This is a genomic window from Methylobacterium bullatum (assembly GCF_014845095.1).
Classification (GTDB): domain Bacteria; phylum Pseudomonadota; class Alphaproteobacteria; order Rhizobiales; family Beijerinckiaceae; genus Methylobacterium; species Methylobacterium bullatum.
In genome coordinates, this window is the sequence record NZ_NKUG01000080.1 from 1 (window position 1) to 20,441 (window position 20,441).

The following is a 20,441-nucleotide window of genomic DNA, read 5'->3' on the forward strand; positions in this document are numbered from 1 at the left end:
GAACGGGATGCGCCAGCCCCAGGCCTGGAAATCGGCCGGGGTCAGGGCGAGGGCGAGGCCGAGGAAGCCCAGATTGGCGGTGATGAAGCCCACCGGCGCGCCGAGCTGCGGGAAGATGCCGTAGAGGGCGCGTCGCCCCGGCGGGGCGTTCTCCACCGCCAGCAGGGCAGCACCCCCCCATTCGCCGCCGAAACCGATGCCCTGTCCGAAGCGCAGCACGCAGAGCGCGAAGGGCGCCCACCATCCGGCGGTGGCATAGGTCGGCAGGCAGCCGATGAGCACGGTGGAGAGGCCCATGATCATGAGCGAGGCCACCAGCGTCGCCTTGCGCCCGACCCTGTCGCCGAAATGCCCGAAGAACGCCGCCCCCAGCGGCCGCGCGATGAAGGCGATGGAGAAGGTGGCGAAGGCCGCCAGCGTCTGCACCGAGGGATCGTCGGCCGAGAAGAAGATCGGACCGATCACCAGGGCGGCGGCCGTGGCGTAGACGTAGAAATCGTAGAACTCGATCGCCGTGCCGACGAAGCTGGCGATGAGGATCCGCGCGGCGGGAACGGGAGGGGGCGGAGCGGGCTGGAGCATGTGCGGCGCTATAACCGCAGGCGGGGGCGAGTGCCATGCGAATTCGTGCAGGATCGTGCCGGGGGGGCCCCCCTCTCCCCGCCGGGCGGGGAGAGGATCGTGGACACCTCGTTGTGTCCGCGGATGAGCGCAGGCGAAGCCGGAGCGAGGGTGAGGGGGTATCGCCGAGTGGTGCTCTTCCGGACGCACCCCCTCACCCTCGGCTGCCGCCTCGACGCGCTCCCCGACGAGGGGGAGACGCGTCCCTCTCCCCGCCCGGCGGGGAGAGGCGATGCACCGCTCGCGTCACCACTCACCCTTGACCCGCGCGCATCGTCCGCCATAAAGAACTTCTGTTCGTTTAAGCGGAACGGGGGCGCGGCTCCTCTTCCGTCTGGCCCGGCACAGGCGCTAGAACGATGTCCAGTGCGTGCCCGCCGGCCCCCGGAGTAAGTGATGACCGACCGTATCCCAGGCTTCAACACGCTGGCGATCCATGCCGGCGCCGCTCCCGATGCCACCACGGGCGCGCGGGCCACGCCGATCTACCAGACCACGTCCTTCGTGTTCGACGACGTGGACCACGCCGCCTCGCTGTTCGGGCTGCAGGCCTTCGGCAACATCTATTCGCGCATCACCAACCCCACCAACGCGGTGCTGGAAGAGCGGATCGCGGCGCTGGAGGGCGGCACCGCCGCCGTGGCGGTGGCCTCGGGCCATGCGGCCGAGTTCCTCACCATGCACGCGCTGATGCAGCCGGGCGACGAGTTCGTGGCGGCCAACAAGCTCTATGGCGGCTCGATCAACCAGTTCAACCATTCCTACAAGAGCTTCGGCTGGAACGTGGTCTGGGCCGATACGGACGACCCGGATTCGTTCGAGCGGGCCATCACGCCGCGCACCAAGGCGATCTTCTGTGAATCCATCGCCAATCCGGGCGGGGTCATCACCGACATCGCCGCCTTGTCGGTGATCGCCCGGCGCCACAAGATCCCGCTCATCGTCGACAACACCATGGCGACGCCGTACCTGATCCGCCCCTTCGAGCACGGGGCCGACATCGTCGTGCATTCGGCCACCAAGTTCTTGGGCGGCCACGGCAATTCCATCGGCGGCCTCGTGGTCGACGGCGGCACCTTCGCCTGGGCCGGCGACGACCGCTACCCGATGCTGTCGCAGCCGCGCCCCGAATATTCCGGCATGGTCCTCTCCGAGACCTTCGGCAATTTCGGCTTCGCCATCGCCATCCGGGTGCTCGGCCTGCGCGATCTCGGGCCCGCGCTCTCGCCGTTCAACGCCTTCCTCATCCTCAACGGCATCGAGACCCTGCCCCTGCGGATGCAGCGCCACTGCGACAACGCGCTCGAGGTCGCCACCCATCTCAACGCCCATCCGGCGGTGGAGTGGGTGAGCTATCCGGGGCTGGAGACCGACAAGTACCACCAGCTCGCCCGGCGCTACACGCCCCTCGGCTCCGGCTCGGTCTTCACCATCGGCCTCAAGGGCGGCTACGAGGCCGGCGTGAAGCTGGTGGCCAATCTCCAGCTGTTCTCCCATGTGGCGAATATCGGCGACACCCGCTCGCTGGTGATCCACCCGGCCTCCACCACCCATCGCCAGCTCACCGACGCGCAGAAATCCGCCGCCGGGGCCGGACCCGAAGTGGTGCGCCTCTCCATCGGCATCGAGGACCCGGCCGACCTGATCGAGGATCTCGACGCGGCGTTAAGCGCTTGATTTTGCTGGCAGGCCTGGGCGCGTCTCCAGCCCGGCGCCCCCGGGTTGACCCTCGGCGGCGTCGGGACTACCCCGCGAACCAATCCCCCATCGAGATCGTTCGCATTGCATGACGCATGATCCTTTCGAGACTTCCGGCGAGCCCCCGGTCATCCTCCTGGTGGAAGACGACGGCCTCCTCCTGATGGAGGCGGCCGATACCCTGGTCGATGCGGGGTTCCGCGTCCTCGAAGCGCCGCAGGCCGACAAGGCGCTCACCATCCTCGAACGCAACGAGGAGATCGACCTGATGATGACCGACGTGGACATGCCGCAGGGCTCCATGGACGGGTTCGCGCTGGCCCGCCTCGTCGCCCATCGCTGGCCGACGATCCCCGTCCTCGTCGTCTCCGGCATGGGCACGCCCGGCCCGCACGACATGCCCGAGGGCGCGCGCTTCATCCCGAAGCCCTACGCGCCCAACACCCTGGTCCGGACATTGCGGGCCTTCGCCAGGCGCGCTGCCTGACCCCGCCACCTCTTTCGAAGATCGCGACGCCCATCATGGCCACCGAGACCCGCCCGCTCCGCTTCGCCACCCAGGCCGTCCATGCCGGCGCGGCACCCGACCCCGCCACGGGCGCGCGCGTCCAGCCGATCTACTTCACCAACGGCTTCGTGTTCGAATCCACCGAGCAGGCCGCCGACATCTTCGCCATGCGGCGCACCGGCTTCTCCTATTCGCGCGGCTCGAACCCCACCGTGGCCGCCCTGGAACGCCGGGTGGCCACCCTGGAAGGCGCCAAGGCGGCCGTGGCCGTCTCCTCGGGCCAGTCCGCCCTGCTCCTCGTGCTGATGACGCTGATGAAGAGCGGGGACGCCTATGTGGCCTCGCCGCGCCTGTTCGGCGGCTCGCTGGGACTGATGAACCGGCTCGATGCGCGCTACGACCTCAAGCCGCTCTTCGCCAAGGGCCTGACGCCCGCCGATTTCGAGGCCACGATCACGCCGCAGACGAAGGCCATCGTCTGCGAGTCGATCGTCAATCCCTGCGCCACGGTGATGGACATCGCCGGCATCGCCGAGGTCGCCAAGCGCCACAACCTGCCCTTGGTGGTGGACAACACCCTCGCCTCCCCGGCCCTGATCCGGCCGATCGAGCACGGGGCCGACATCGTGTTCCACTCCACCTCGAAGTTCCTCGGCGGCTCCGGCCAGACCATCGGCGGCATCATCTGCGACGCCGGAACCTTCGACTGGCCGGCGGCCGTGGGGCGCTACAACCTCATCACCGAGCCCTGGGCCGATTACGACGGGCTGGTCGTCTCCGACCGCTTCCCCGATTTCAGCTTCGCGGTCGCCTGTCGACTCTTCGGTCTGCGCGATCTCGGCCCCGGCCTGTCGCCGATGAACGCCTTCCTGACGCTCACCGGCATCGAGACCCTGCCCCTGCGGATGAAGCGGCATTGCCAGAATGCCAAGGCGGTGGCCGCCTTCCTCAAGGATCATCCGGCGGTGGCATGGGTGAGCTATCCGGCGCTGCCCGGCCAGAAGGGCGAGGAGCTCGCCGCCCGCTACGTGCCCGATGGGCCGGGCTCGATCTTCACCTTCGCGCTGAAGGGCGGAGAGCCGGCGGCCGTGAAGTTCATCATGGGCCTGGAGCTCGTCTCGCACCTCGTGAATATCGGCGAGATCAAATCCCTGGCGATCCACCCGGCCACCACGACGCACCGCCAGCTGAGCGCGGCCGACAAGGCGGCGGCCCTGGTCGGGCCGGAGACGGTACGCTTGTCCATCGGACTGGAAAACGTCGAGGATCTGATCGCCGATATCGCCCAGGCGCTGGATCAGGTCGACGCCTGATCAGGCGAATTTGAGCTCGGCGGAGACCGCCGCTCCCAGGGAGGCGGCCCTGCCGCTGTGCTTGTTGAGCAACCACGGCACCCGGCTCTGCGGCATGGGCTTGCTGTACAGGTAGCCCTGCGCATAGGCGCAGCCTTGCCCGCGCAGGAATTCCGCCTGCGCCTCGGTCTCGACGCCCTCCGCGGTGACGTCGAGGCCGAGATTCTGGCCGAGCTGCACCACCGCCGTGACGATGGCGGCGTCGTTGGGGTCTCGTTCGAGGTCGCGCACGAAGCTGCGGTCGACCTTGATCTCGTCCACCGGATATTGCTTCAGGTGGGTGAGGGAGGCGTAGCCGGTTCCGAAATCGTCCAGCGCCACGCGGACGCCGACGCGGTGCAAGTCCGAGAGGATCGCCGAGACGCGGTCTCCATGGCCGCCGAGGAGCACCGTCTCCGTCACCTCCACGCCGATCCTGTCATGGGCGAGCCCCGCCGCGGAGAGATCGGCGATCAGGCATTCGGCGAGGTTGTCCTGCGCGAACTGCGCCGAGGACAGGTTCAGGAACACCCGGCCGGGATCGTATCCTTTCGCGATCCACCCCGCGATGTCGGCGAAGATCTGGCGCGCGAGGACATGGCCGACCGCGATCCCGATCTCGGCATCGTCGAAGACCGTCGAGAAACTCGCCGGCGAGAGGAGGCCGCGGGTGGGATGCTGCCACCGCGCCAGGGCCTCGAAGCCGATGATCCGGCCCGTGGCGAGGCAGATCTTGGGTTGGTAATAGGGAATCAGGCCGCCGACTTCGAGGGTCGACCTCATCTCGCGGGCGACGGACACGCGATGTTCGATATCCGCCCGGAGCGCCGGAACGAAGAGCGTCGCGCGGTTTCGTCCGGCCGCCTTGGCCGCGTAGAGGGCGAGGTCCGCGTTGGTGAAGAGGTCGGTCGAATTGGCGGCGTGTTCCGGGTAGAGGGCGAGGCCGAGACTGGCGCGGAGCGAGACCACGCGCCCCGATACCGCCATCGCCGGCTTCAGGACATCGAGGATCGCCCGTGACAGGGCATGGATACGCCGGCTCGGCTGGTGACGGTCCTTCTCGCAGGGGGCGATGATGACGAACTCGTCGCCTCCGAGACGGGCGACGAGATCGCGTTCGCCGATGGCTTTACCGAGACGCCGGGCGACCTCCTTGAGCACCGCGTCGCCCGCTTCGTGGCCGAGGGTGTCGTTCACTTCCTTGAACGCATCGAGATCGATGAGGATGAGGCCGATGCGCTCTCCCGACGCCTCTGCCCGGCTCAGAGCCGCATCGAGGGTGGTCTGGAACAGGGCACGGTTCGGCAGGCCGGTGAGGACGTCGCGCTGGGCAGCGAGGCGAATCCGCTCTTCCACCGCCTTGCGGCTCGTCATGTCGACGAGGCTGGAAATGATGCGGGTCGACCCGTCCATCTCGACGGTGACCGCCGACAGCATGGCGTCCCGTCGCACCCGCCCCTGGGCTCCCGTGCTGATCTCGATCTCGTCGGCGGTGCCGGTCCTGTCGAGTTCCGCCTGGATCAGGCGGCGGGCATCCCCGTCGAGGAGATCGCGCGTCCTGTATTGTGTCAGGTCTTCACCGTCGTCGAGCCCGTAGAAGCGGTTGGCGGCGTCGTTGGCATCCACGATCTGGCCGTCGTCTCGGCGTGACACCACGATCGGGATCGGCACCGCCTTGAACATGGTCTCGAACAGGCGGCGGCTTTCCGCCAGTTCCGTGTTGGCACGGCGCTCGGCCTGGGTCGCCATCCATTCCAGACGCCTGAGGCGGTTCGACCGCACCACGAACAGCAGCATCGCGATGTTGGACACCAGCACCGCGAGGCAGACTCCAAACGCCGTGGAGGACAGGGGCGCGGGCAGGAGATAGCCCGCCGTGAGCGCAACCGACGCGAGCGCGCTGCTCGCCACGCTCCAGAAGAAGCGCGTCGGCACGACGATCATGTAGATCGCGGGCAGCAGGAGCATGACGAAGAGCGCGATGTCGGACCGCGACGAGCACAGGACCGCGACGCAGCCGGCGACGATGATCTCCCACGTCACCATGACGGCCTGCAGCCTGCCGAAGCTGGCGACGTTCCGGGTCGCCAGCAAACAGATGAGCGAGATCAGGATGACGCCGCCACGGGCCGGTACGGCGACCCAGAAATGGGTCTGACCCGCAAAGCGCCAGTCACTCAGGAGAAAGAGCGTGTTGAGGAAAAGGCCGCAGAGGAAGACCAGCCGGGCATGGCGCAGGGTCTCGGGCAGGCGCTCCTGCTGGAACGCCGCTTCCCGCGCGACCGAGACGAATTCGCCGCCAATGGCGCTGAGACGATGCTTCCACATGGTGCATCACACTCTCACGCAATCGTCGCGCAGGCGTTAAGAACCGGCCACAGCGATAACAATAATCACTCTTTCGCCTTGATCCTGGTCATGGCGCGCAACGCCCCGCGAAACGTCCGGACATCCTGCTCCGTCATGGCCATGCGGTGCAGCATGTCGCGCATGTTGCGGGCGATCACGTCCCGCTTCTCGGGCGGATAGAACCCGCCCGCCTCGAGGCTGCCCTCCAGGCTGGCGACGAGGGAGGCCATCGCCTCGCGCGTGGCGGGCGGCGACTGCATCTCCCCGGTGAAGGGGAGCCGGGCCTGGCCCGAGGCCTTGCGCCATTCGTAGCCGACGAGGAGCACCGCCTGGGCGAGATTGAGGGACGGAAAGTCAGGGGAGACGGGAAAGGTGACGATGGCGTCGGCCAGCGACACCTCGTCGTTGGTGAGCCCGATCCGCTCCCGGCCGAACATCACGCCAACGCGCTGTCCCGCCCGCGCGGCCACATCCGCCATCGCCTCGTCGGGGGCATAGGCGCGCTTCATCTGCCCGCGCTCGCGGGCCGTGGTGGCGAGCAGATAGTTCAGGTCGGCGATGGCCTCCGGCACCGTGGCGAAGACGGTGGCGTCGTCGAGCACATGCGTCGCCCCGGAGGCGGCCTCGCGCACGCCCTTCTTCGGCCAGCCGTTCTTGGGGGCGACGAGGCGGAGTTCGGAGAGGCCGAAATTGGCCATGGCGCGGGCGACCATGCCGATATTCTCGGCCAGCTGCGGTTCGACCAGGATGACGACGGGGGCGATCATCGTCGCCCTCTGCCATGGAGCGGGCCGGACGCATAGTCCGTATGGGGAGGATGGGGAGCCGCGGGGCGATCGCCTCGAGCGATGACCCTCGGGAGAAGCGCCTTACAGCCTGTTCGATTGGATTTTTCGGCGGATTTTCGTGCCAATTGAAAAGATCATCCAATCAAATCTCCTCATCCTGAGGTGCCCTTTGCAGGAGCAAAGGGCACCTCAGGATGAGGTAAATGCTTGGAAAAAACGACTCGGACAGGCGCTCAGATCTTACCGTCGAGGCCCATCTGGTAGTATTTGTGGATGATCTTGTCCTGGTTCTCGAGGAGCCAGTCGATCGAGGGCTCGTTGGTCATGGCCTTGCGGATCGCTTCCGTCATGCCCTTGCGCTGGATCTCGAACAGGGCCTTGTGATCGACCGTCTCCGCCTCGATCACGCCGGGGCTGAGCCAGACCGAGCAGATGATGCCGAGATCGTTGGCCTTCTCCTTGGGGATGTAGCCGAGGCGCACGGCGTCGAGGACGCCGTTGGCGATGGCGAACTGCACCGTGCCCATGAGGATGGAGGTGTACTTGGATTCCGTGACGCTGACCTTGGAGACGCAGAGCGTCACCGGCCGCACCATGATGTCGGTGTTCAAGAGCGCGAAGACGCGGGAATGGCCCACCACCTGATCGCCCGTGAGGGTGGCGAGCGCCGTGCCGACCGGCCCGTCGAGCTCTCCGATGATGACCTCCGGCTCGGAGGCGGTGTTGGGCGGGCCGCCGGCGACCAGGGCCTCGCCGGCCCGCAGGATGATGCGTTCGCTCATGGACATGTCCTTCTCGATGTCGGAATGGCCCGCACATTCCCGCCCCGTCGCCGGATGTCCAGGGGGATCGGCGAATTTCGAGCCCGCCGACGCCCCGCCCGATCTGTAAGGGGCACGGCTTTCGCGTCCTGTTGCAGCGCGCTATGACCGCCGCAGCGGGAGCGCGGCCGGCCCCGGCCGCGTGATGAGAAAGGTTCTGAGGATCATGTCGAAGATCAAGGTGGCGAACCCGGTCGTCGAACTCGACGGCGACGAGATGACCCGGATCATCTGGAGCGAGATCAAGAACAAGCTCATCCACCCCTATCTCGACCTCGACCTCGACTATTACGATCTCGGCGTCGAGCACCGCGACGAGACGAACGACAAGGTCACCGTCGATGCGGCCGAGGCGATCAAGCGCCACGGCGTCGGCGTCAAATGCGCCACCATCACCCCCGACGAGCAGCGGGTGGAGGAGTTCAAGCTCAAGGAGATGTGGCGTTCGCCCAACGGCACGATCCGCAACATCCTCGGCGGCGTGATCTTCCGTGAGCCGATCATCTGCAAGAACGTGCCGCGCCTCGTGCCGGGCTGGACCCAGCCCTTCGTCATCGGCCGCCACGCCTACGGCGACCAGTATCGCGCCACCGACTTCAAGGTGCCCGGCAAGGGCCGCCTGACCATCAAGTTCGAGGGCGACGACGGCACAATCATCGAGAAGGAAGTGTTCAAGTTCCCGGCCGCCGGCGTCGCGATGTCGATGTACAATCTCGACGAGTCGATCCGCGACTTCGCCCGCGCCTCGCTGAATTACGGCCTCGCCCGCAAGTACCCGGTCTACCTGTCCACCAAGAACACCATCCTCAAGGCCTATGACGGCCGCTTCAAGGACCTGTTCCAGGAGGTGTTCGACGCCGAGTTCAAGGCGAAGTTCCAGGCGCTCGGCATCACCTACGAGCACCGCCTCATCGACGACATGGTCGCCTCCTGCCTTAAATGGTCCGGCGGCTACGTCTGGGCCTGCAAGAACTACGACGGCGACGTACAGTCGGACACCGCCGCCCAGGGCTTCGGCTCGCTCGGCCTGATGACCTCGGTGCTGATGACGCCGGACGGCCAGACCGTGGAGGCGGAAGCCGCGCACGGCACCGTGACGCGCCATTACCGCGAGCATCAGAAGGGCAAGGAGACCTCCACCAACTCCATCGCCTCGATCTTCGCCTGGAGCCGTGGCCTCGCCCACCGCGCCAAGCTCGACGACAACACCGACCTCGCCAAGTTCGCCAACACCTTGGAGAAGGTCTGCGTCGACACGGTGGAAGCCGGCTTCATGACCAAGGATCTCGCCCTTCTGGTGGGCCCCGATCAGCGCTGGCTTTCCACCACCGGCTTCCTCGACAGGGTCGACGCGAACCTGAAGACCGCCATGGCCTGAGGGCGAGGCTCGGGTTCCCCCTCTCCCCGCCGGGCGGGGCGAGGGGAATGCCCGGCCATCGCCGCTTCAGGTTGAAGACCTTGCCGCCTCGGCGTTGCGCTTGCGGGTCGCGGCGGCTTTCTTTGCCGAGGCGGAGCGCTGCTCGGCGGTGCGGGAGGCCGAGGCCTTTCCGCCGGCGGCGCCGCCCTTGTGGGCCGCCGGGTGGGAGCTCGATTTGCCCCTCCCCGATCCGCCCGGATGCTTGCCGCCGCCATCGTCCTTGTTGACGGTCGCCCAGGCGCGGGCCTCGGCTTCCTTCTCCGGGACGCCGCGCTCCTCGTAGGAGTCCGCGATGTGCTCGGCCTTGCGGATCTGCTTGTCGGTGTATTTCGACTTGTCACCCTGTGGCATGGCGCGCCTCCCGTAGCGGGCCCCGCGCCGCTGCCTCAGCTGCCGTCGGCCGGACCGTCCAGGATGGCGCGAACGCGGCGGATGAGATCGGTCCGGCGATAGGGCTTGTTCAGGAGATCGAACTCCGAACCCCCGGCATCGGTTCGCTCGAGACTCGCCTCGGCGTAGCCGGTGGTCAGCAGGACCTTCAATCGGGGTTGCCGCCGCTTGGCCTCGCGGGCGAGCATGATGCCGTTCATCCCGCCCGGCATGATGAGGTCGGTGAACAGCAGGTCCACCGAACCGCTCGAATCCAGGATCTCCAGCGCCTCGCGGCCGTTCCGGGCCATCAACAGCGTGTAGCCGCTGTCGCGCAGGATGGTTCGCGCCAGTTCGGCCACGTCCTCACGGTCGTCGACGATGAGGATGGTCTCGGTCCCCTGGCGATCCACCGTCCCCGGCACGGCGCGGTTGGGCTCCCGGTCGTCCTCGGCGGCGGCGGGGAAGGACAGGCGGACGCGCGTTCCCTCGCCGACGACGGACTCGATCTGCGCCGCGCCGCCGGATTGCTTGGCGAAGCCATAGACCATCGAGAGGCCGAGCCCCGTGCCCTTGCCCTCGTCCTTCGTCGTGAAGAACGGCTCCATCACCCGCGCCAGGGTCGGCGGCGAGATTCCCGCCCCGGTATCGGTGATGGTCACGGTGACGTAGCGACCCTCACCCAGGGGTTCCGACCCGCCGAAATCCTGCGAGCCCAGATCCTGCGCGCCGATATCCCGGTTCTCGGTGGAGATCACGACGGTGCCGCCCTCCGGCATGGCATCGCGGGCATTGATGAGGATGTTGAGGAGGGCGACCTCCGCCTGTGCCGGGTCGACACGGCAGTTCCAGAGGTCTTCGCCCAGGTCGAGCCGCAGCGTGATCGCGTCACCCAGGCTGCGCGCGGCCATATCCTCCATGCCCTTCACGAGGGCGTTGAGATTGACCGCGCGGCCGTCGAGACGCTGCTTGCGCGCGAAGGCGAGAAGCTGCTGGGTCAGGGTGGTCGCCCGTTCGGCGGCGGTCCGGATGTTGTCGGTGGCGCGCCGAAGGCGGTTCCGGTCCGCATCCGGACGGTCGAGACCGTGGCTCAGAATATCGATGTAGCCGACGATGACCTGGAGAAGGTTGTTGAAGTCGTGGGCGATGCCGCCGGTCAGCTGGCCGAGCGCCTCCATCTTCTGGGCCTGACCCAACGCCTCCTCGACGGTGCGGCGGCGGGAGACATCGAGCTGCGAGGCGAAGAAATACACGAGCTCGCCGGCCGCATTGTAGATCGGCGCGACGAACAGAGCGTTCCAGAACGTCGATCCGTCCTTGCGGTAGTTGACGATCTCGGTGGCGAATTCCCGCCGGGCCTGGATCGCCTCGCGCAGGGCATTCACGCTGTCCCGGTCGGTGTCCGGTCCCTGCAGGAAGCGGCAATTGCGGCCGATGATCTCTTCGGTTGCATAGCCTGTGAGGCCCAGGAAAGCCTTGTTGACGAAGACGATCGGATTGTCGTCCTGCCGCGGGTCGGTGACCACCATCGGCATCCGGGTCGCTTCGACAGCCGTAAAGAAGATGTCGCTGGTGTGATCGGCGATCTCCGACACCGCTCCCGTTCTCACGCGCGGCGGTACACCAGCAGGCGGCTTCTCGGGGCTATCGGTCATCATCTGTCGGTTGTCGTGCCAGGAAATGAAGGTGGATCAGAAATACCCAACGGCTGGCACATCATCCGTTTCCCTCGACACATCTCGCGATGACGACGCAGGCGCCCCCGTCGTCATCGATCGAAACGACCTGGAGTTGCGCCCGACCGGCGGGGTCGGGACGCATCTCCAGGCCTTCGTCGTGCCGCGCTCGTCGTGGCCGACGCAGCATTCACCTCGGCGGAGCGCGGGTCAGGTCGCCGAGGGGGCGAAGCGCACGCTCTCGATATTGGCGCGTTCGAACGCCTGCATCACGTGCTGGTACGAGCGCTCCATCTCGGTCGCCTCGTCGCCTTCGGTTTCCTCGGGCTTCAGCACGAACATCAGCATCGAGCGTCCGGTGACGTCGTAGCGGTCGCCGATGGCCCAGGTGCCGACCTCCTGGCTGTCGGGCAGGTTGGTGTCGAGGAGCCGCGTCCAGCCGACGCCGCCGACGGAACCCGGCAGGGTGAAGGAGACGAGATCGCTATAGGCGTTGTAGAGGATCAGCAGCGTCGCATCGCCACCCCGGCGGTGGATGCCGGACGCCTGGGCGCGGCCGTCGAGCAGGACGGCGATGGAATGCGCGCCGCCATCCGTCCAGTTCTCCGTGGACATTTCCTCGCCGTCGGGCCTCAGCCAAGTGACGTCCTTGACGCCGAGGTCTTCGTCATAGGCGCCGGAGAGGAACCGGCCGCGGGTGAGGATCGGCAGGGCCTCGCGCAGGATGGTGAGGCGCTGCGTGAACTCGGCGAGGTCCCGACCGGCATCGTCGATCCCCTCCCAATCGAGCCAGGAGATCTCGTTGTCCTGGCAATAGGCGTTGTTGTTGCCGCCCTGGCTGCGGGCGAACTCGTCGCCGGCAAGCAGCATCGGCGTTCCCCGCGAGAGGAACAGCGTCGCCATCATGTTGCGCATCTGGCGGGTGCGCACCGCCTTGATCGCCTCGTCATCGGTGGGGCCTTCGACGCCGTAGTTGTTCGAGAGGTTGTGGGAATGCCCGTCCCGCCCGTCCTCGCCATTCGCGAGGTTGTGCTTCTCGTTGTACGAGACCGTGTCGTTCAGCGTGAACCCGTCATGGGCGGTGAGGAAGTTCACCGAGGCCCAGGGCTTGCGCCCGCGCTTGTTGAACTTGTCGGCCGACCCGGTGATGCGCGAGGCGAGGCTCGGCAGAAGACCGGAATCGCCGCGCCAGTAGCCGCGGACATCGTCGCGGAAGCGGTCGTTCCACTCCGCCCAGCCGGGAGGGAAGCCGCCGACCTGATAGCCGCCCGGACCGCAATCCCATGGCTCGGCGATGAGCTTGACCGAGTTCAGCACCGGGTCCTGCCGGCAGGTGTCGAGGAAGCCGCCGCCCTCGTCGAAACCGTGCGGTTCGCGCCCGAGGATGGTGGCGAGGTCGAAGCGGAAGCCGTCGACCCGCATCTCCGTCGCCCAGTAGCGCAGGGAATCGGTCACCAGCTGCAGGACGCGCGGGTGCGAGAGGTTGAAGGTGTTACCGGTGCCGGTATCGTTGATGTAGTAGCGCTCGTCGCCGGGCATGAGGCGGTAGTAGGAAGCGTTGTCGACGCCCTTGAACGACAGGGTCGGGCCCTTCTCGTTGCCCTCGGCGGTGTGGTTGTAGACCACGTCGAGGATCACCTCGAGGCCGGCACCGTGCATGCGCGCCACCATCTCCTTGAACTCGGAGAAGGCGAAATCCGGCACCGCTGCGTAGCGCCGCGCCGGGGTGAAGAACGAGATCGTGTTGTAGCCCCAGTAATTCACCAGGTTCTTTTCCTGGAGATAATCGTCCTGCACGAAGGCATGGACCGGCAGGAGCTCTACCGAGGTGACGCCGAGGCTCTTGATGTAGTCGAGAACAGCGGGGTTGCCGAGGCCGGCATAGGTGCCGCGCAGCTTTTCCGGCACGGCCGGATGCAGCTTGGTGAAGCCCTTCACATGGGTCTCGTAGAAGATCGTCTTCTCCCACGGCACGTGCGGCTTGCGGTCCCGTCCCCAGGTGAAGGCCGGGTCGATGACGCGGCTGCGGCGGGTGAAGGGCGCGGAATCGCGCTCGTCGAAGGTGAGGTCGTCGCCCGTCTCCATCTGGTAGCCGAACAGGGCCGGGTTCCAGGTGATCGAGCCGACGAGGCCCTTGGCGTAGGGGTCGATGAGCAGCTTGTTGGGATTGAAGCGGTGGCCGGCCTTGGGCTCGTAGGGGCCGTGGACCCGGTAGCCGTAGATCGTGCCGGGACGCGCGTCGGGCAGGTAGCCGTGCCAGATCTCGTCGGTATATTCGGGCAGTTCGATCCGCTCGAGTTCCTGCTCTCCGGCATCGTCGAACAGGCAGAGCTCGACCTTGGTGGCATGGGCCGAGAACAGGGCGAAGTTGACGCCGAGGCCGTCCCAATTGGCGCCCAGCGGATAGGGCGATCCCTCTTTGATGCGCGATCGTACCGCCTTCGTCTGCGTGGCGGCTTGCGGCATCGGGGGGTTCTTGGCGACCATGATCACTCCAGGGGGGGCTCGCTGCCTGAGGCGGAGCCCGACGGCATGAATTCTGCCGAGTGAACGTTCATGCTTGACCGTAAGGTCCGCCGGCGCGGAAACTTTTTGCGGTGCGAGAGGCACTTTCGCGTCAATGCCGTACTATGGTCGGGTCGCTTTGCCGCGCTCGACATCGTCGCCGTTCTGGAGCCAGCCCATGCCCGACAGATCTTCCGTTTTGCAGACCGTCGCCGATCGGCACGGCGTCAGCGTCGACGCCGTGCGCCATCTCATGCGCGCGCTGGAAGCGGGCAATGGGACCATGGCCCAGTTCAACCATCCCGAACTCGGAGGGTTCGGCCAATGGTCGTCCGGCGGCATGACCATGATCGGCAACATGTTCGACGCGAATCTGAAGTCGCGCGTGGCGGCGATCTGCTCGGATCTCGCCCAATCCCTGCCCCCCGGCGGCTGGGACGACGGCTCGGCTTCCGCGACCTGGTGGCCCGCCGAACTCGGCCGACCGGCGACGTCCGGCTCGCAGAACGGCATGCGCTACGCCTATTTCCCGGATAGCCGGCTGCTCGCGGTGGAAACGGCGGGAACGCTCGTCCTCTACGATACCGGGCATTACGACATTTCCGGCGTCTCGCAGCAGCAGGGCGATACGCAGAGCCTCCGCTTCAGCGGCCGCAACGGTTACGTCGACCTCGAATCGCTCCAGCGGGTCAGCGTGGCCCCCACGCCGGAACGCTCCCTCGAACCGAAGCCGTTCCACCCCGAGCCGATCGTGGCCCCGCCCCGCACGGAAGACCGTCCGCGTCCGGCCCCGGAGCCGGACTTCCACCAGACCGGAGCCCCCTCGGGGGACGTGATCTCGACCCTCGAGCGCTTGTCCGAACTCCACCGCAAGGGCGTGCTCACCGAGGCGGAGTTTTCGTCCAAGAAGGCCGAACTCCTGGCGCGGTTGTAGGGGGCGCGGTCGGCGACGAGCGATTGCGCCGGGACCTCCCTCCCCACGGCGTTTCCCTTGCCGCGGGGCTCGGACCGGAACTTGGAAGTGTCGTCAGGCCCGTCGCGCGCGGCCGGTCATGCAACTGCGCGCGTCATCGCCCGACTGGGCGGAATCACCGGGGACCTGGTCGATCGATCCGACGGCATGCTTCCGGCGTGGAGAACCCCATCCTACACGGTACGATACAGGGCGAATCGTCCCGAATACCTCCCGGCATCCGGACCCGCTCCCATTTGCGCGGCTTTTATCGTAACGAAGGCTCGATGACCGATAACGACATGCGCGAATCACGCGCCGCACTCATCCTGCTCGCCGTCGCCGTGGCGTCGGTCCTGATATTCGGCGCGATAACGATTCTGACTCAGCTCTGAGCCGAATGCACCGATCGCGCGCCGACGACCTCAGTGGGTCCAGGGGGCCGTGCGGTTGAATTTGAAATTGTCCGAATAGGACAGGCCCTTGCGGATCGCGGGCTTCTGGGGCTGCTCGACCCGGAAGGTGATGCCGTTGCGGGTGGCGTAGGCGACGGCCTCGTCCTGGGTCTCGAACGACAGCCTGACCTGCTGCAGCATGTCCGACGATCCGGTCCAGCCCATCAGGGGGTCGGTGTCGCGCGGGGAGCTCTGGTCGAATTCCAGCAGCCAGGCCTTGGTGCGGGCCGTGCCGGATTGCGAGGCATCCTTGGCGGGCTGATAAATTCGAGCACTCGGCATCGTGGGGTCGATAGCTCCAGCAGGAGAGAACGGCCGATACGCACGCGATTGGTCGGGGCGATAGGATTCGAACCTACGACCCTCTGGTCCCAAACCAGATGCGCTACCAGGCTGCGCTACACCCCGACACGCTCGCGCGCAGAGCGGAGGTACGGTTTTTGGAAGCAAACAGCAAGCGCGCCGCAGCGATAAGCGCCCCGATGGTGAAGGAGAGCCGAAATCTGCGGCCCCTCCCCTGTCGGCGGCGCTGCGGATCAGACGGAGAACGCGACGCCGAGCTTCCTGTCCCGTCTCCAGACGACCGTGCAGGCGCGCGGTTTGGCGTAGGCGGTCATCACCAGGATGAACTCGTCCGGAACCTCGTCCGGAGTCTCGACCTCGATCTGTGCGCCGGTCTCGGACTGGTCCCAGACCAGGCAGTCGATATCCGCCCGCTCGCCCGCGAAGGAGAGCGCCCCGATGCGAAATGCACCTTTCCGCGAGGCGCGGCGACGATTGGTAGTCACGTCATGGATCCAGCTCTAACCTGACGCCGACTGTCACCCTGGCCGGTTAATTTTCAGGCTATCGGTACACGATCAGACCATCACGTCGACGACACGGTCCTGGCCTGCCGGACGGGCGGTCACCGTCGGTGCGGTGGGCGCGCCGACATTGACCGAGACCAGTTTCGGTTCGGTCTCCCCATCGCGAAGTGCCTCCATGCGGGCGCTCGTCACCACGTCGAGGGCCTTCAGCAGCCCCAGCGTGTTCAGCGAAACCGTGATCGTCATCGGGAGTGGCCTCCGTCGATGGATGGTGCTGCAATGTCTTGCAGCTGGGACGCTACACGAGGATGTCGAGGACGCGTTTCTCGGTGTCGAGGGTCGATTTCATCACCGCCGTGTTGACCTCGAAGCTCGCCTTGCTCTCCATCAGCTGCATGGCCGAGCTCGACAGGTCGACCTGGGTCGGGCTGGGGAGGACCTGATCCACCTGGGTCGGGCTGGGCATGGTCATGCCCACCGAGGCGATCTGTTCCGCCGCGTTGCTGAAGCGCTGGGAGGCCGCCACCATCCCGCCGCCGCTGATCGAGATCGCGCTGCTCATCCTACCGGTCTCCCGCTCGGGTACCCCCGTGAGCGACCATGCAAGCACGAGAACCCTGAAGCAATCGGTCGAACAATCCCTCGCATTCTAGCGACCTGCCGTTAGAGCGACCTGCCATTCGACAAGCCCGGCATTCGCGTGACCGGCGCGGCTTGACCTCGGTGCCGCCGGTCGCCAACTCGACCTTCGGCGCTGCCCGGCACTCGCGGCGCGCTGAAAGGAATTTCGATGATCGATCTGCATTACTGGCCGACGCCGAATGGCCACAAGGTGACGATGTTCCTTGAGGAGGTCGGGCTCCCCTATACGATCAAGCCGGTGAACATCGGCAAGGGCGAGCAGTTCAAGCCGGACTTCCTCGCCATCGCCCCCAACAACCGGATGCCGGCCATCGTCGATCACGAACCGCCGGGGGGCGGCGCTCCGATCACTCTCTTCGAATCGGGCGCGATCCTGCTCTATCTCGCAGAGAAGACCGGTCGTTTCATCGCCGCCGACCTGCCGGGTCGGGCCGAGGTGCTGCAATGGCTGTTCTGGCAGATGGGCGGACTCGGGCCGATGCTCGGCCAGAACCACCACTTCTCGCAATACGCGCCGGAGAAGATCCCCTACGCCATCGAGCGCTACGTCAAGGAGACGAACCGGCTCTACGGCGTCCTCGACCGGCGCCTCGCCGACCGGGATTTCGTCGCCGGGCCGGATTACTCCATCGCCGACATGGCCTCCTATCCGTGGATCGTCCCCTGGGAGAAGCAGGGCCAGAACCTCGACGATTTCCCCAACCTCAAGCGCTGGTTCACGGCCATCGCCGAGCGCCCCGGCACCAAGGCGGCCTATGCCCGCGCGCCGGAGGTCAACCCCGACCACGGCAAGACCATGAGCGAGGACGCCAAGAAGGTGATGTTCGGCCAGACCGCCAAACGGGTCTGACCTATCGCCGGAGGCTGTCCAGCCTCACCGGGGCGGCGTGCGGGCGGGTCGCCAGCATGCCGTCGATGAGCGCCAGCACCTCGGCCCGGCCGCAATTGGCGGCCGGCTCGAACGGGGTCCAGGTCTGGGTGAAGTCGAGTTGGGCGAAGACGTCGCGGTAGCGGCGCAATTCGTTGGTGGTCAGCGGCACCCCGCGCACGAAGGCCTTGTGCGCCGAGATCGTCTCGGCCCGGCGGAAATCCTTCGGGTCGAGCTCGAATTTCAGGGCGTCGCCGCAGAACAGGATCTTTCGCCCCCGGTCGAACAGGATCGCGTGGCCGTCGAAATGCCCTGCCGTGCGGTGGAGTTCGAGGCCGGGCAGCGGTTCGAGGAAATCGTCGTAGGGCCAGGAGACCTGCAAGGCCGCGCTCCAGATGAAGTCGGCGGCCGGCAGGCACAGTTCCGGGTCGAACCGGTCCTGCAGCTGCACCAGCGCCCCATAGGCATGAGGGTGCGAGGAAGACAGCACCTGCATCCCGCCGAGGGACGCGATGTGCTTCAGCGCCGCCTCGCTGAAGACCGGGCAGGCCTCGAAGCCCATATTCCCGTCGGGCGTCTGGATCAGGTAGGCGCTCGGCCCGATGCCGGAGACGGGATCGTTCCAGAAACGCCAGATTCCCGGCTCCAGCTCCTCCCAATGGCAGGGGAAGCGGTCCTGCGCCTCGCGCTCGCTCCAGAACTGCCAGCCCTTCTGCGGCACCACGTGACGTGCGTCGAGGCACATCGGACACGAGGGCGGCGGCGCGAAATGGCGCTGCCAGAACCCGCAATTGTCACAGGTATAGGCGGGGAGATCGAGGGCGCCGGCGAAGGGCAGGTATCCGGGAGACACGGTGGCGTTGCTCGGGTTCGGGGCGGGAGGTCGAGGCCCAGCCATATAGGTCGTGCCGCGAGGCTGTCGCGGGTCGGATGACGAGAGGATCGCTTCGGCGCCGGCCGGAACGCATGGCTCCTGCGCCGGACGGCCCGGTTGCGAAGCGGCGGCGGCGTCGCGATCTCTTCCGGGTGGGGACGTTCATGGCCGGCGCGAGCCGGTCGCTCATGCAAACGGACACGCGATTCATGATCCCTCTTTCCGTTCTCGACCTCGCCTTCGTGCCGCATGGCGCGACGCCCGGCGACGCCCTGCGGAACACCCTCGACCTGGCGCGGGCCGCCGAGCGCCTCGGCTATCGGCGGTTCTGGCTCGCCGAGCACCACAACATGGTGGGCATCGCCAGCGCGGCGACCTCCGTGGTCATCGGCCACGTGGCCTCGGGCACGAGCCGAATCCGTGTCGGGGCCGGCGGGGTCATGCTGCCGAACCACTCGCCCATGGTCATCGCCGAGCAGTTCGGCACGCTGGAGACCCTGTATCCGGGCCGGATCGATCTGGGCCTCGGGCGCGCTCCGGGCACAGACCAGCGGACCTTGCGCGCCCTGCGGCGCTCACCCGAGACGTCCGACCAGTTCCCGCAGGACGTCCTCGAACTCCAGGCGCTGCTGGGCGACGCGCAGCCGGGCCAGGTGATCCAGGCCGTGCCGGGGACGGGCACCAAGGTGCCGCTCTGGATCCTCGGCTCCAGCCTGTTCGGGGCGCAGCTCGCCGCCATGCTCGGCCTGCCCTACGCCTTCGCCTCGCATTTCGCGCCGGATGCGTTGATCGAGGCGCTTTCCGTCTATCGCGAGCGCTTCACCCCGTCCGAGCAGTCGACGGCGCCCCATGCCATGGTGGGCGTCAACGTCGTGGCGGCCGAGACCGATGCCGAGGCATGCCGCCTGTTCACCTCGGCGCAGCAGCAATTCGCCAATATGTTCCGGGGCACGCGGGGCCTGCTGCCGCCGCCCATCGACGATATCGAGACCTATTGGTCGCCCTCCGAGAAGCGCCAGGCCTCGGGGATGCTCGCCCGCGCCATCGTCGGTTCGCCGGAGACCGTGCGTCGGGGGCTCGCCGACCTGATCGCCGAGACCGGGGCGGACGAACTCATGGTGGCGAGCGCCATCCACGACCACACCGCCCGCCTGCGCTCCTACGAGATCCTGGCGGATGTCGCCGCGGCGCCGGTCCGGGCCGCTCCGGCGCGGGAACTCGTCGCGGGTTGATCCCGGCTGCGCCGGGCGGGGTCTCGCATCGCTTAGGAGGTGTGCCTATGGTGCGCCACCAACCTCACGGGCCGACATGATCAAGAAGACGCACCTTCCCTCCGACGCGACGCTCGCGGACGTCGTCCCCACCCTGGAGGAGGCCGACGCCTATCTGAGCCGGCTGCTCACCAACATGCGCTTCTGCCAGAAACGGCACGGCAATGCCTCGGTCCGCATCGCGGTCACGGGCAAGGGCGGCCACCCGTCCTACCGGGTCGATTACGTCAAGCCGGTGGCGCCGGACCCGGACGGCACGCCGTTCGACGCCTATGGCGGCAAGGCCCATTACAGCTTCACCGCCATCAACATCATGGAGACCAACTGGAGCAGCCGCTCGATGAGCATCGACGAGGTGCTGAAACTCCAGGCGGACTTGCGGAAGCCGAAATTCGAGGAACGGTGAGTCCGGGGGCCTCGCTCTGATCGCTCTCGGCCGAGCCTGCTGCATTTATCCCTCTGCTTTTAGGCAGGGCGCGTCCCTCTC

The 20,441-nt window shown here is 66.9% G+C and carries 20 protein-coding genes and 1 tRNA gene; 8 read left to right on the forward strand and 13 right to left on the reverse strand.

Going from position 1 to position 20,441, the window contains the following annotated elements; all coding sequences use genetic code 11:
• A partial coding sequence (locus MBTS_RS12520) for an MFS transporter (protein WP_192215791.1) occupies positions 1–582 on the reverse strand: 582 nt, incomplete at its 3' end.
• Between the two features lie 435 nt (positions 583–1,017).
• Here MBTS_RS12520 and MBTS_RS12525 point away from each other — a divergent pair.
• From MBTS_RS12525 to MBTS_RS12535, 3 genes are all read left to right on the forward strand, one after another.
• Positions 1,018–2,298 carry an O-acetylhomoserine aminocarboxypropyltransferase gene (locus MBTS_RS12525; RefSeq protein ID WP_147832543.1) on the forward strand — a complete coding sequence of 427 codons (1,281 nt, stop codon included), beginning with the start codon at positions 1,018–1,020 and terminating at the stop codon, positions 2,296–2,298.
• Positions 2,299–2,407: 109 nt separating this feature from the next.
• Entirely contained in the window at positions 2,408–2,806 is a 399-nt protein-coding gene (locus tag MBTS_RS12530) for a response regulator (protein ID WP_056144511.1), read from the forward strand.
• Between the two features lie 35 nt (positions 2,807–2,841).
• A complete protein-coding gene (locus MBTS_RS12535; protein ID WP_192215792.1) occupies positions 2,842–4,140 on the forward strand; it encodes an O-acetylhomoserine aminocarboxypropyltransferase/cysteine synthase family protein in 1,299 nt (432 codons plus the stop codon).
• On the opposite strand, the gene MBTS_RS12540 is transcribed toward MBTS_RS12535, so the two are convergent.
• The 3 genes from MBTS_RS12540 to MBTS_RS12550 all read right to left on the reverse strand — a co-directional run bounded on the left by MBTS_RS12540 (position 4,141) and on the right by MBTS_RS12550 (position 8,077).
• Positions 4,141–6,486, reverse strand: a complete 2,346-nt coding sequence (locus tag MBTS_RS12540; protein WP_192215793.1) for a putative bifunctional diguanylate cyclase/phosphodiesterase — start codon at positions 6,484–6,486, stop codon at positions 4,141–4,143.
• A gap of 65 nt (positions 6,487–6,551) precedes the next feature.
• Positions 6,552–7,274 carry an RNA methyltransferase gene (locus tag MBTS_RS12545; protein WP_056144500.1) on the reverse strand — a complete coding sequence of 241 codons (723 nt, stop codon included), beginning with the start codon at positions 7,272–7,274 and terminating at the stop codon, positions 6,552–6,554.
• A 254-nt stretch (positions 7,275–7,528) separates the two neighbouring features.
• A complete protein-coding gene (locus MBTS_RS12550; protein ID WP_018042789.1) occupies positions 7,529–8,077 on the reverse strand; it encodes a formaldehyde-activating enzyme in 549 nt (182 codons plus the stop codon).
• Positions 8,078–8,282: 205 nt separating this feature from the next.
• On the opposite strand from MBTS_RS12550, the gene MBTS_RS12555 reads away from it, so the two are divergent.
• Positions 8,283–9,494, forward strand: a complete 1,212-nt coding sequence (locus MBTS_RS12555) for an NADP-dependent isocitrate dehydrogenase (protein ID WP_147832540.1) — start codon at positions 8,283–8,285, stop codon at positions 9,492–9,494.
• A 66-nt stretch (positions 9,495–9,560) separates the two neighbouring features.
• On the opposite strand, the gene MBTS_RS12560 is transcribed toward MBTS_RS12555, so the two are convergent.
• The 3 genes from MBTS_RS12560 to glgX form a co-directional block, all read right to left on the reverse strand.
• Positions 9,561–9,884: a hypothetical protein gene (locus MBTS_RS12560; protein WP_056144496.1), complete on the reverse strand. Its 324-nt coding sequence runs from the start codon at positions 9,882–9,884 to the stop codon at positions 9,561–9,563.
• Positions 9,885–9,919: 35 nt separating this feature from the next.
• Positions 9,920–11,557 carry a histidine kinase famiy protein gene (locus MBTS_RS12565; protein WP_192215797.1) on the reverse strand — a complete coding sequence of 546 codons (1,638 nt, stop codon included), beginning with the start codon at positions 11,555–11,557 and terminating at the stop codon, positions 9,920–9,922.
• Positions 11,558–11,788: 231 nt separating this feature from the next.
• Positions 11,789–14,065: a glycogen debranching protein GlgX gene (glgX, locus tag MBTS_RS12570; protein ID WP_238253852.1), complete on the reverse strand. Its 2,277-nt coding sequence runs from the start codon at positions 14,063–14,065 to the stop codon at positions 11,789–11,791.
• Positions 14,066–14,261: 196 nt separating this feature from the next.
• Between glgX and MBTS_RS12575 the strand changes: the two genes are divergently transcribed.
• Positions 14,262–15,017: an SHOCT domain-containing protein gene (locus MBTS_RS12575; protein WP_056144494.1), complete on the forward strand. Its 756-nt coding sequence runs from the start codon at positions 14,262–14,264 to the stop codon at positions 15,015–15,017.
• 443 nt (positions 15,018–15,460) lie between these two features.
• Here the strand turns inward: MBTS_RS12575 and MBTS_RS12580 are convergent, their stop codons facing one another.
• The 5 genes from MBTS_RS12580 to MBTS_RS12600 all read right to left on the reverse strand — a co-directional run bounded on the left by MBTS_RS12580 (position 15,461) and on the right by MBTS_RS12600 (position 16,861).
• Entirely contained in the window at positions 15,461–15,772 is a 312-nt protein-coding gene (locus MBTS_RS12580) for an ETC complex I subunit (RefSeq protein WP_018042781.1), read from the reverse strand.
• 49 nt (positions 15,773–15,821) lie between these two features.
• Positions 15,822–15,898, reverse strand: a tRNA-Pro gene (locus MBTS_RS12585).
• 128 nt (positions 15,899–16,026) lie between these two features.
• Positions 16,027–16,278, reverse strand: a complete 252-nt coding sequence (locus MBTS_RS12590; protein ID WP_018042780.1) for a PilZ domain-containing protein — start codon at positions 16,276–16,278, stop codon at positions 16,027–16,029.
• A gap of 72 nt (positions 16,279–16,350) precedes the next feature.
• Positions 16,351–16,545, reverse strand: a complete 195-nt coding sequence (locus MBTS_RS12595) for a hypothetical protein (RefSeq protein WP_192215794.1) — start codon at positions 16,543–16,545, stop codon at positions 16,351–16,353.
• 52 nt (positions 16,546–16,597) lie between these two features.
• Positions 16,598–16,861 (reverse strand): hypothetical protein, encoded by a 264-nt coding sequence (locus MBTS_RS12600; protein WP_147832538.1) that lies wholly within the window; start codon positions 16,859–16,861, stop codon positions 16,598–16,600.
• Between the two features lie 228 nt (positions 16,862–17,089).
• On the opposite strand from MBTS_RS12600, the gene MBTS_RS12605 reads away from it, so the two are divergent.
• Positions 17,090–17,791 (forward strand): glutathione binding-like protein, encoded by a 702-nt coding sequence (locus MBTS_RS12605; RefSeq protein WP_192215795.1) that lies wholly within the window; start codon positions 17,090–17,092, stop codon positions 17,789–17,791.
• A gap of 1 nt (position 17,792) precedes the next feature.
• On the opposite strand, the gene MBTS_RS12610 is transcribed toward MBTS_RS12605, so the two are convergent.
• On the reverse strand, positions 17,793–18,707 hold the full coding sequence (locus MBTS_RS12610; protein ID WP_056144480.1) for an MBL fold metallo-hydrolase: 915 nt from the start codon (positions 18,705–18,707) through the stop codon (positions 17,793–17,795).
• Between the two features lie 185 nt (positions 18,708–18,892).
• On the opposite strand from MBTS_RS12610, the gene MBTS_RS12615 reads away from it, so the two are divergent.
• Together MBTS_RS12615 and MBTS_RS12620 are read left to right on the forward strand one after the other, a co-directional pair.
• On the forward strand, positions 18,893–19,915 hold the full coding sequence (locus MBTS_RS12615; protein ID WP_192215796.1) for an LLM class flavin-dependent oxidoreductase: 1,023 nt from the start codon (positions 18,893–18,895) through the stop codon (positions 19,913–19,915).
• 76 nt (positions 19,916–19,991) lie between these two features.
• On the forward strand, positions 19,992–20,360 hold the full coding sequence (locus MBTS_RS12620; RefSeq protein WP_056158094.1) for a hypothetical protein: 369 nt from the start codon (positions 19,992–19,994) through the stop codon (positions 20,358–20,360).
• Positions 20,361–20,441: the final 81 nt, after the last annotated feature.

What these genes read in the sequence shown, in the direction of transcription:
- MBTS_RS12575 (WP_056144494.1), top strand. Translation starts at nt 14,262, where the DNA reads ATGCCCGACAGATCTTCCGTTTTGCAGACCGTCGCCGATCGGCACGGC.
- MBTS_RS12620 (WP_056158094.1), top strand. Translation starts at nt 19,992, where the DNA reads ATGATCAAGAAGACGCACCTTCCCTCCGACGCGACGCTCGCGGACGTC.
- MBTS_RS12610 (WP_056144480.1), bottom strand. Translation starts at nt 18,707, where the DNA reads ATGGCTGGGCCTCGACCTCCCGCCCCGAACCCGAGCAACGCCACCGTG.
- MBTS_RS12535 (WP_192215792.1), top strand. Translation starts at nt 2,842, where the DNA reads ATGGCCACCGAGACCCGCCCGCTCCGCTTCGCCACCCAGGCCGTCCAT.
- MBTS_RS12605 (WP_192215795.1), top strand. Translation starts at nt 17,090, where the DNA reads ATGATCGATCTGCATTACTGGCCGACGCCGAATGGCCACAAGGTGACG.
- MBTS_RS12540 (WP_192215793.1), bottom strand. Translation starts at nt 6,486, where the DNA reads ATGTGGAAGCATCGTCTCAGCGCCATTGGCGGCGAATTCGTCTCGGTC.
- glgX (WP_238253852.1), bottom strand. Translation starts at nt 14,065, where the DNA reads ATGGTCGCCAAGAACCCCCCGATGCCGCAAGCCGCCACGCAGACGAAG.
- MBTS_RS12600 (WP_147832538.1), bottom strand. Translation starts at nt 16,861, where the DNA reads ATGAGCAGCGCGATCTCGATCAGCGGCGGCGGGATGGTGGCGGCCTCC.
- MBTS_RS12560 (WP_056144496.1), bottom strand. Translation starts at nt 9,884, where the DNA reads ATGCCACAGGGTGACAAGTCGAAATACACCGACAAGCAGATCCGCAAG.
- MBTS_RS12595 (WP_192215794.1), bottom strand. Translation starts at nt 16,545, where the DNA reads ATGACGATCACGGTTTCGCTGAACACGCTGGGGCTGCTGAAGGCCCTC.
- MBTS_RS12545 (WP_056144500.1), bottom strand. Translation starts at nt 7,274, where the DNA reads ATGATCGCCCCCGTCGTCATCCTGGTCGAACCGCAGCTGGCCGAGAAT.
- MBTS_RS12565 (WP_192215797.1), bottom strand. Translation starts at nt 11,557, where the DNA reads ATGACCGATAGCCCCGAGAAGCCGCCTGCTGGTGTACCGCCGCGCGTG.
- MBTS_RS12530 (WP_056144511.1), top strand. Translation starts at nt 2,408, where the DNA reads ATGACGCATGATCCTTTCGAGACTTCCGGCGAGCCCCCGGTCATCCTC.
- MBTS_RS12580 (WP_018042781.1), bottom strand. Translation starts at nt 15,772, where the DNA reads ATGCCGAGTGCTCGAATTTATCAGCCCGCCAAGGATGCCTCGCAATCC.
- MBTS_RS12555 (WP_147832540.1), top strand. Translation starts at nt 8,283, where the DNA reads ATGTCGAAGATCAAGGTGGCGAACCCGGTCGTCGAACTCGACGGCGAC.
- MBTS_RS12615 (WP_192215796.1), top strand. Translation starts at nt 18,893, where the DNA reads ATGATCCCTCTTTCCGTTCTCGACCTCGCCTTCGTGCCGCATGGCGCG.
- MBTS_RS12550 (WP_018042789.1), bottom strand. Translation starts at nt 8,077, where the DNA reads ATGAGCGAACGCATCATCCTGCGGGCCGGCGAGGCCCTGGTCGCCGGC.
- MBTS_RS12525 (WP_147832543.1), top strand. Translation starts at nt 1,018, where the DNA reads ATGACCGACCGTATCCCAGGCTTCAACACGCTGGCGATCCATGCCGGC.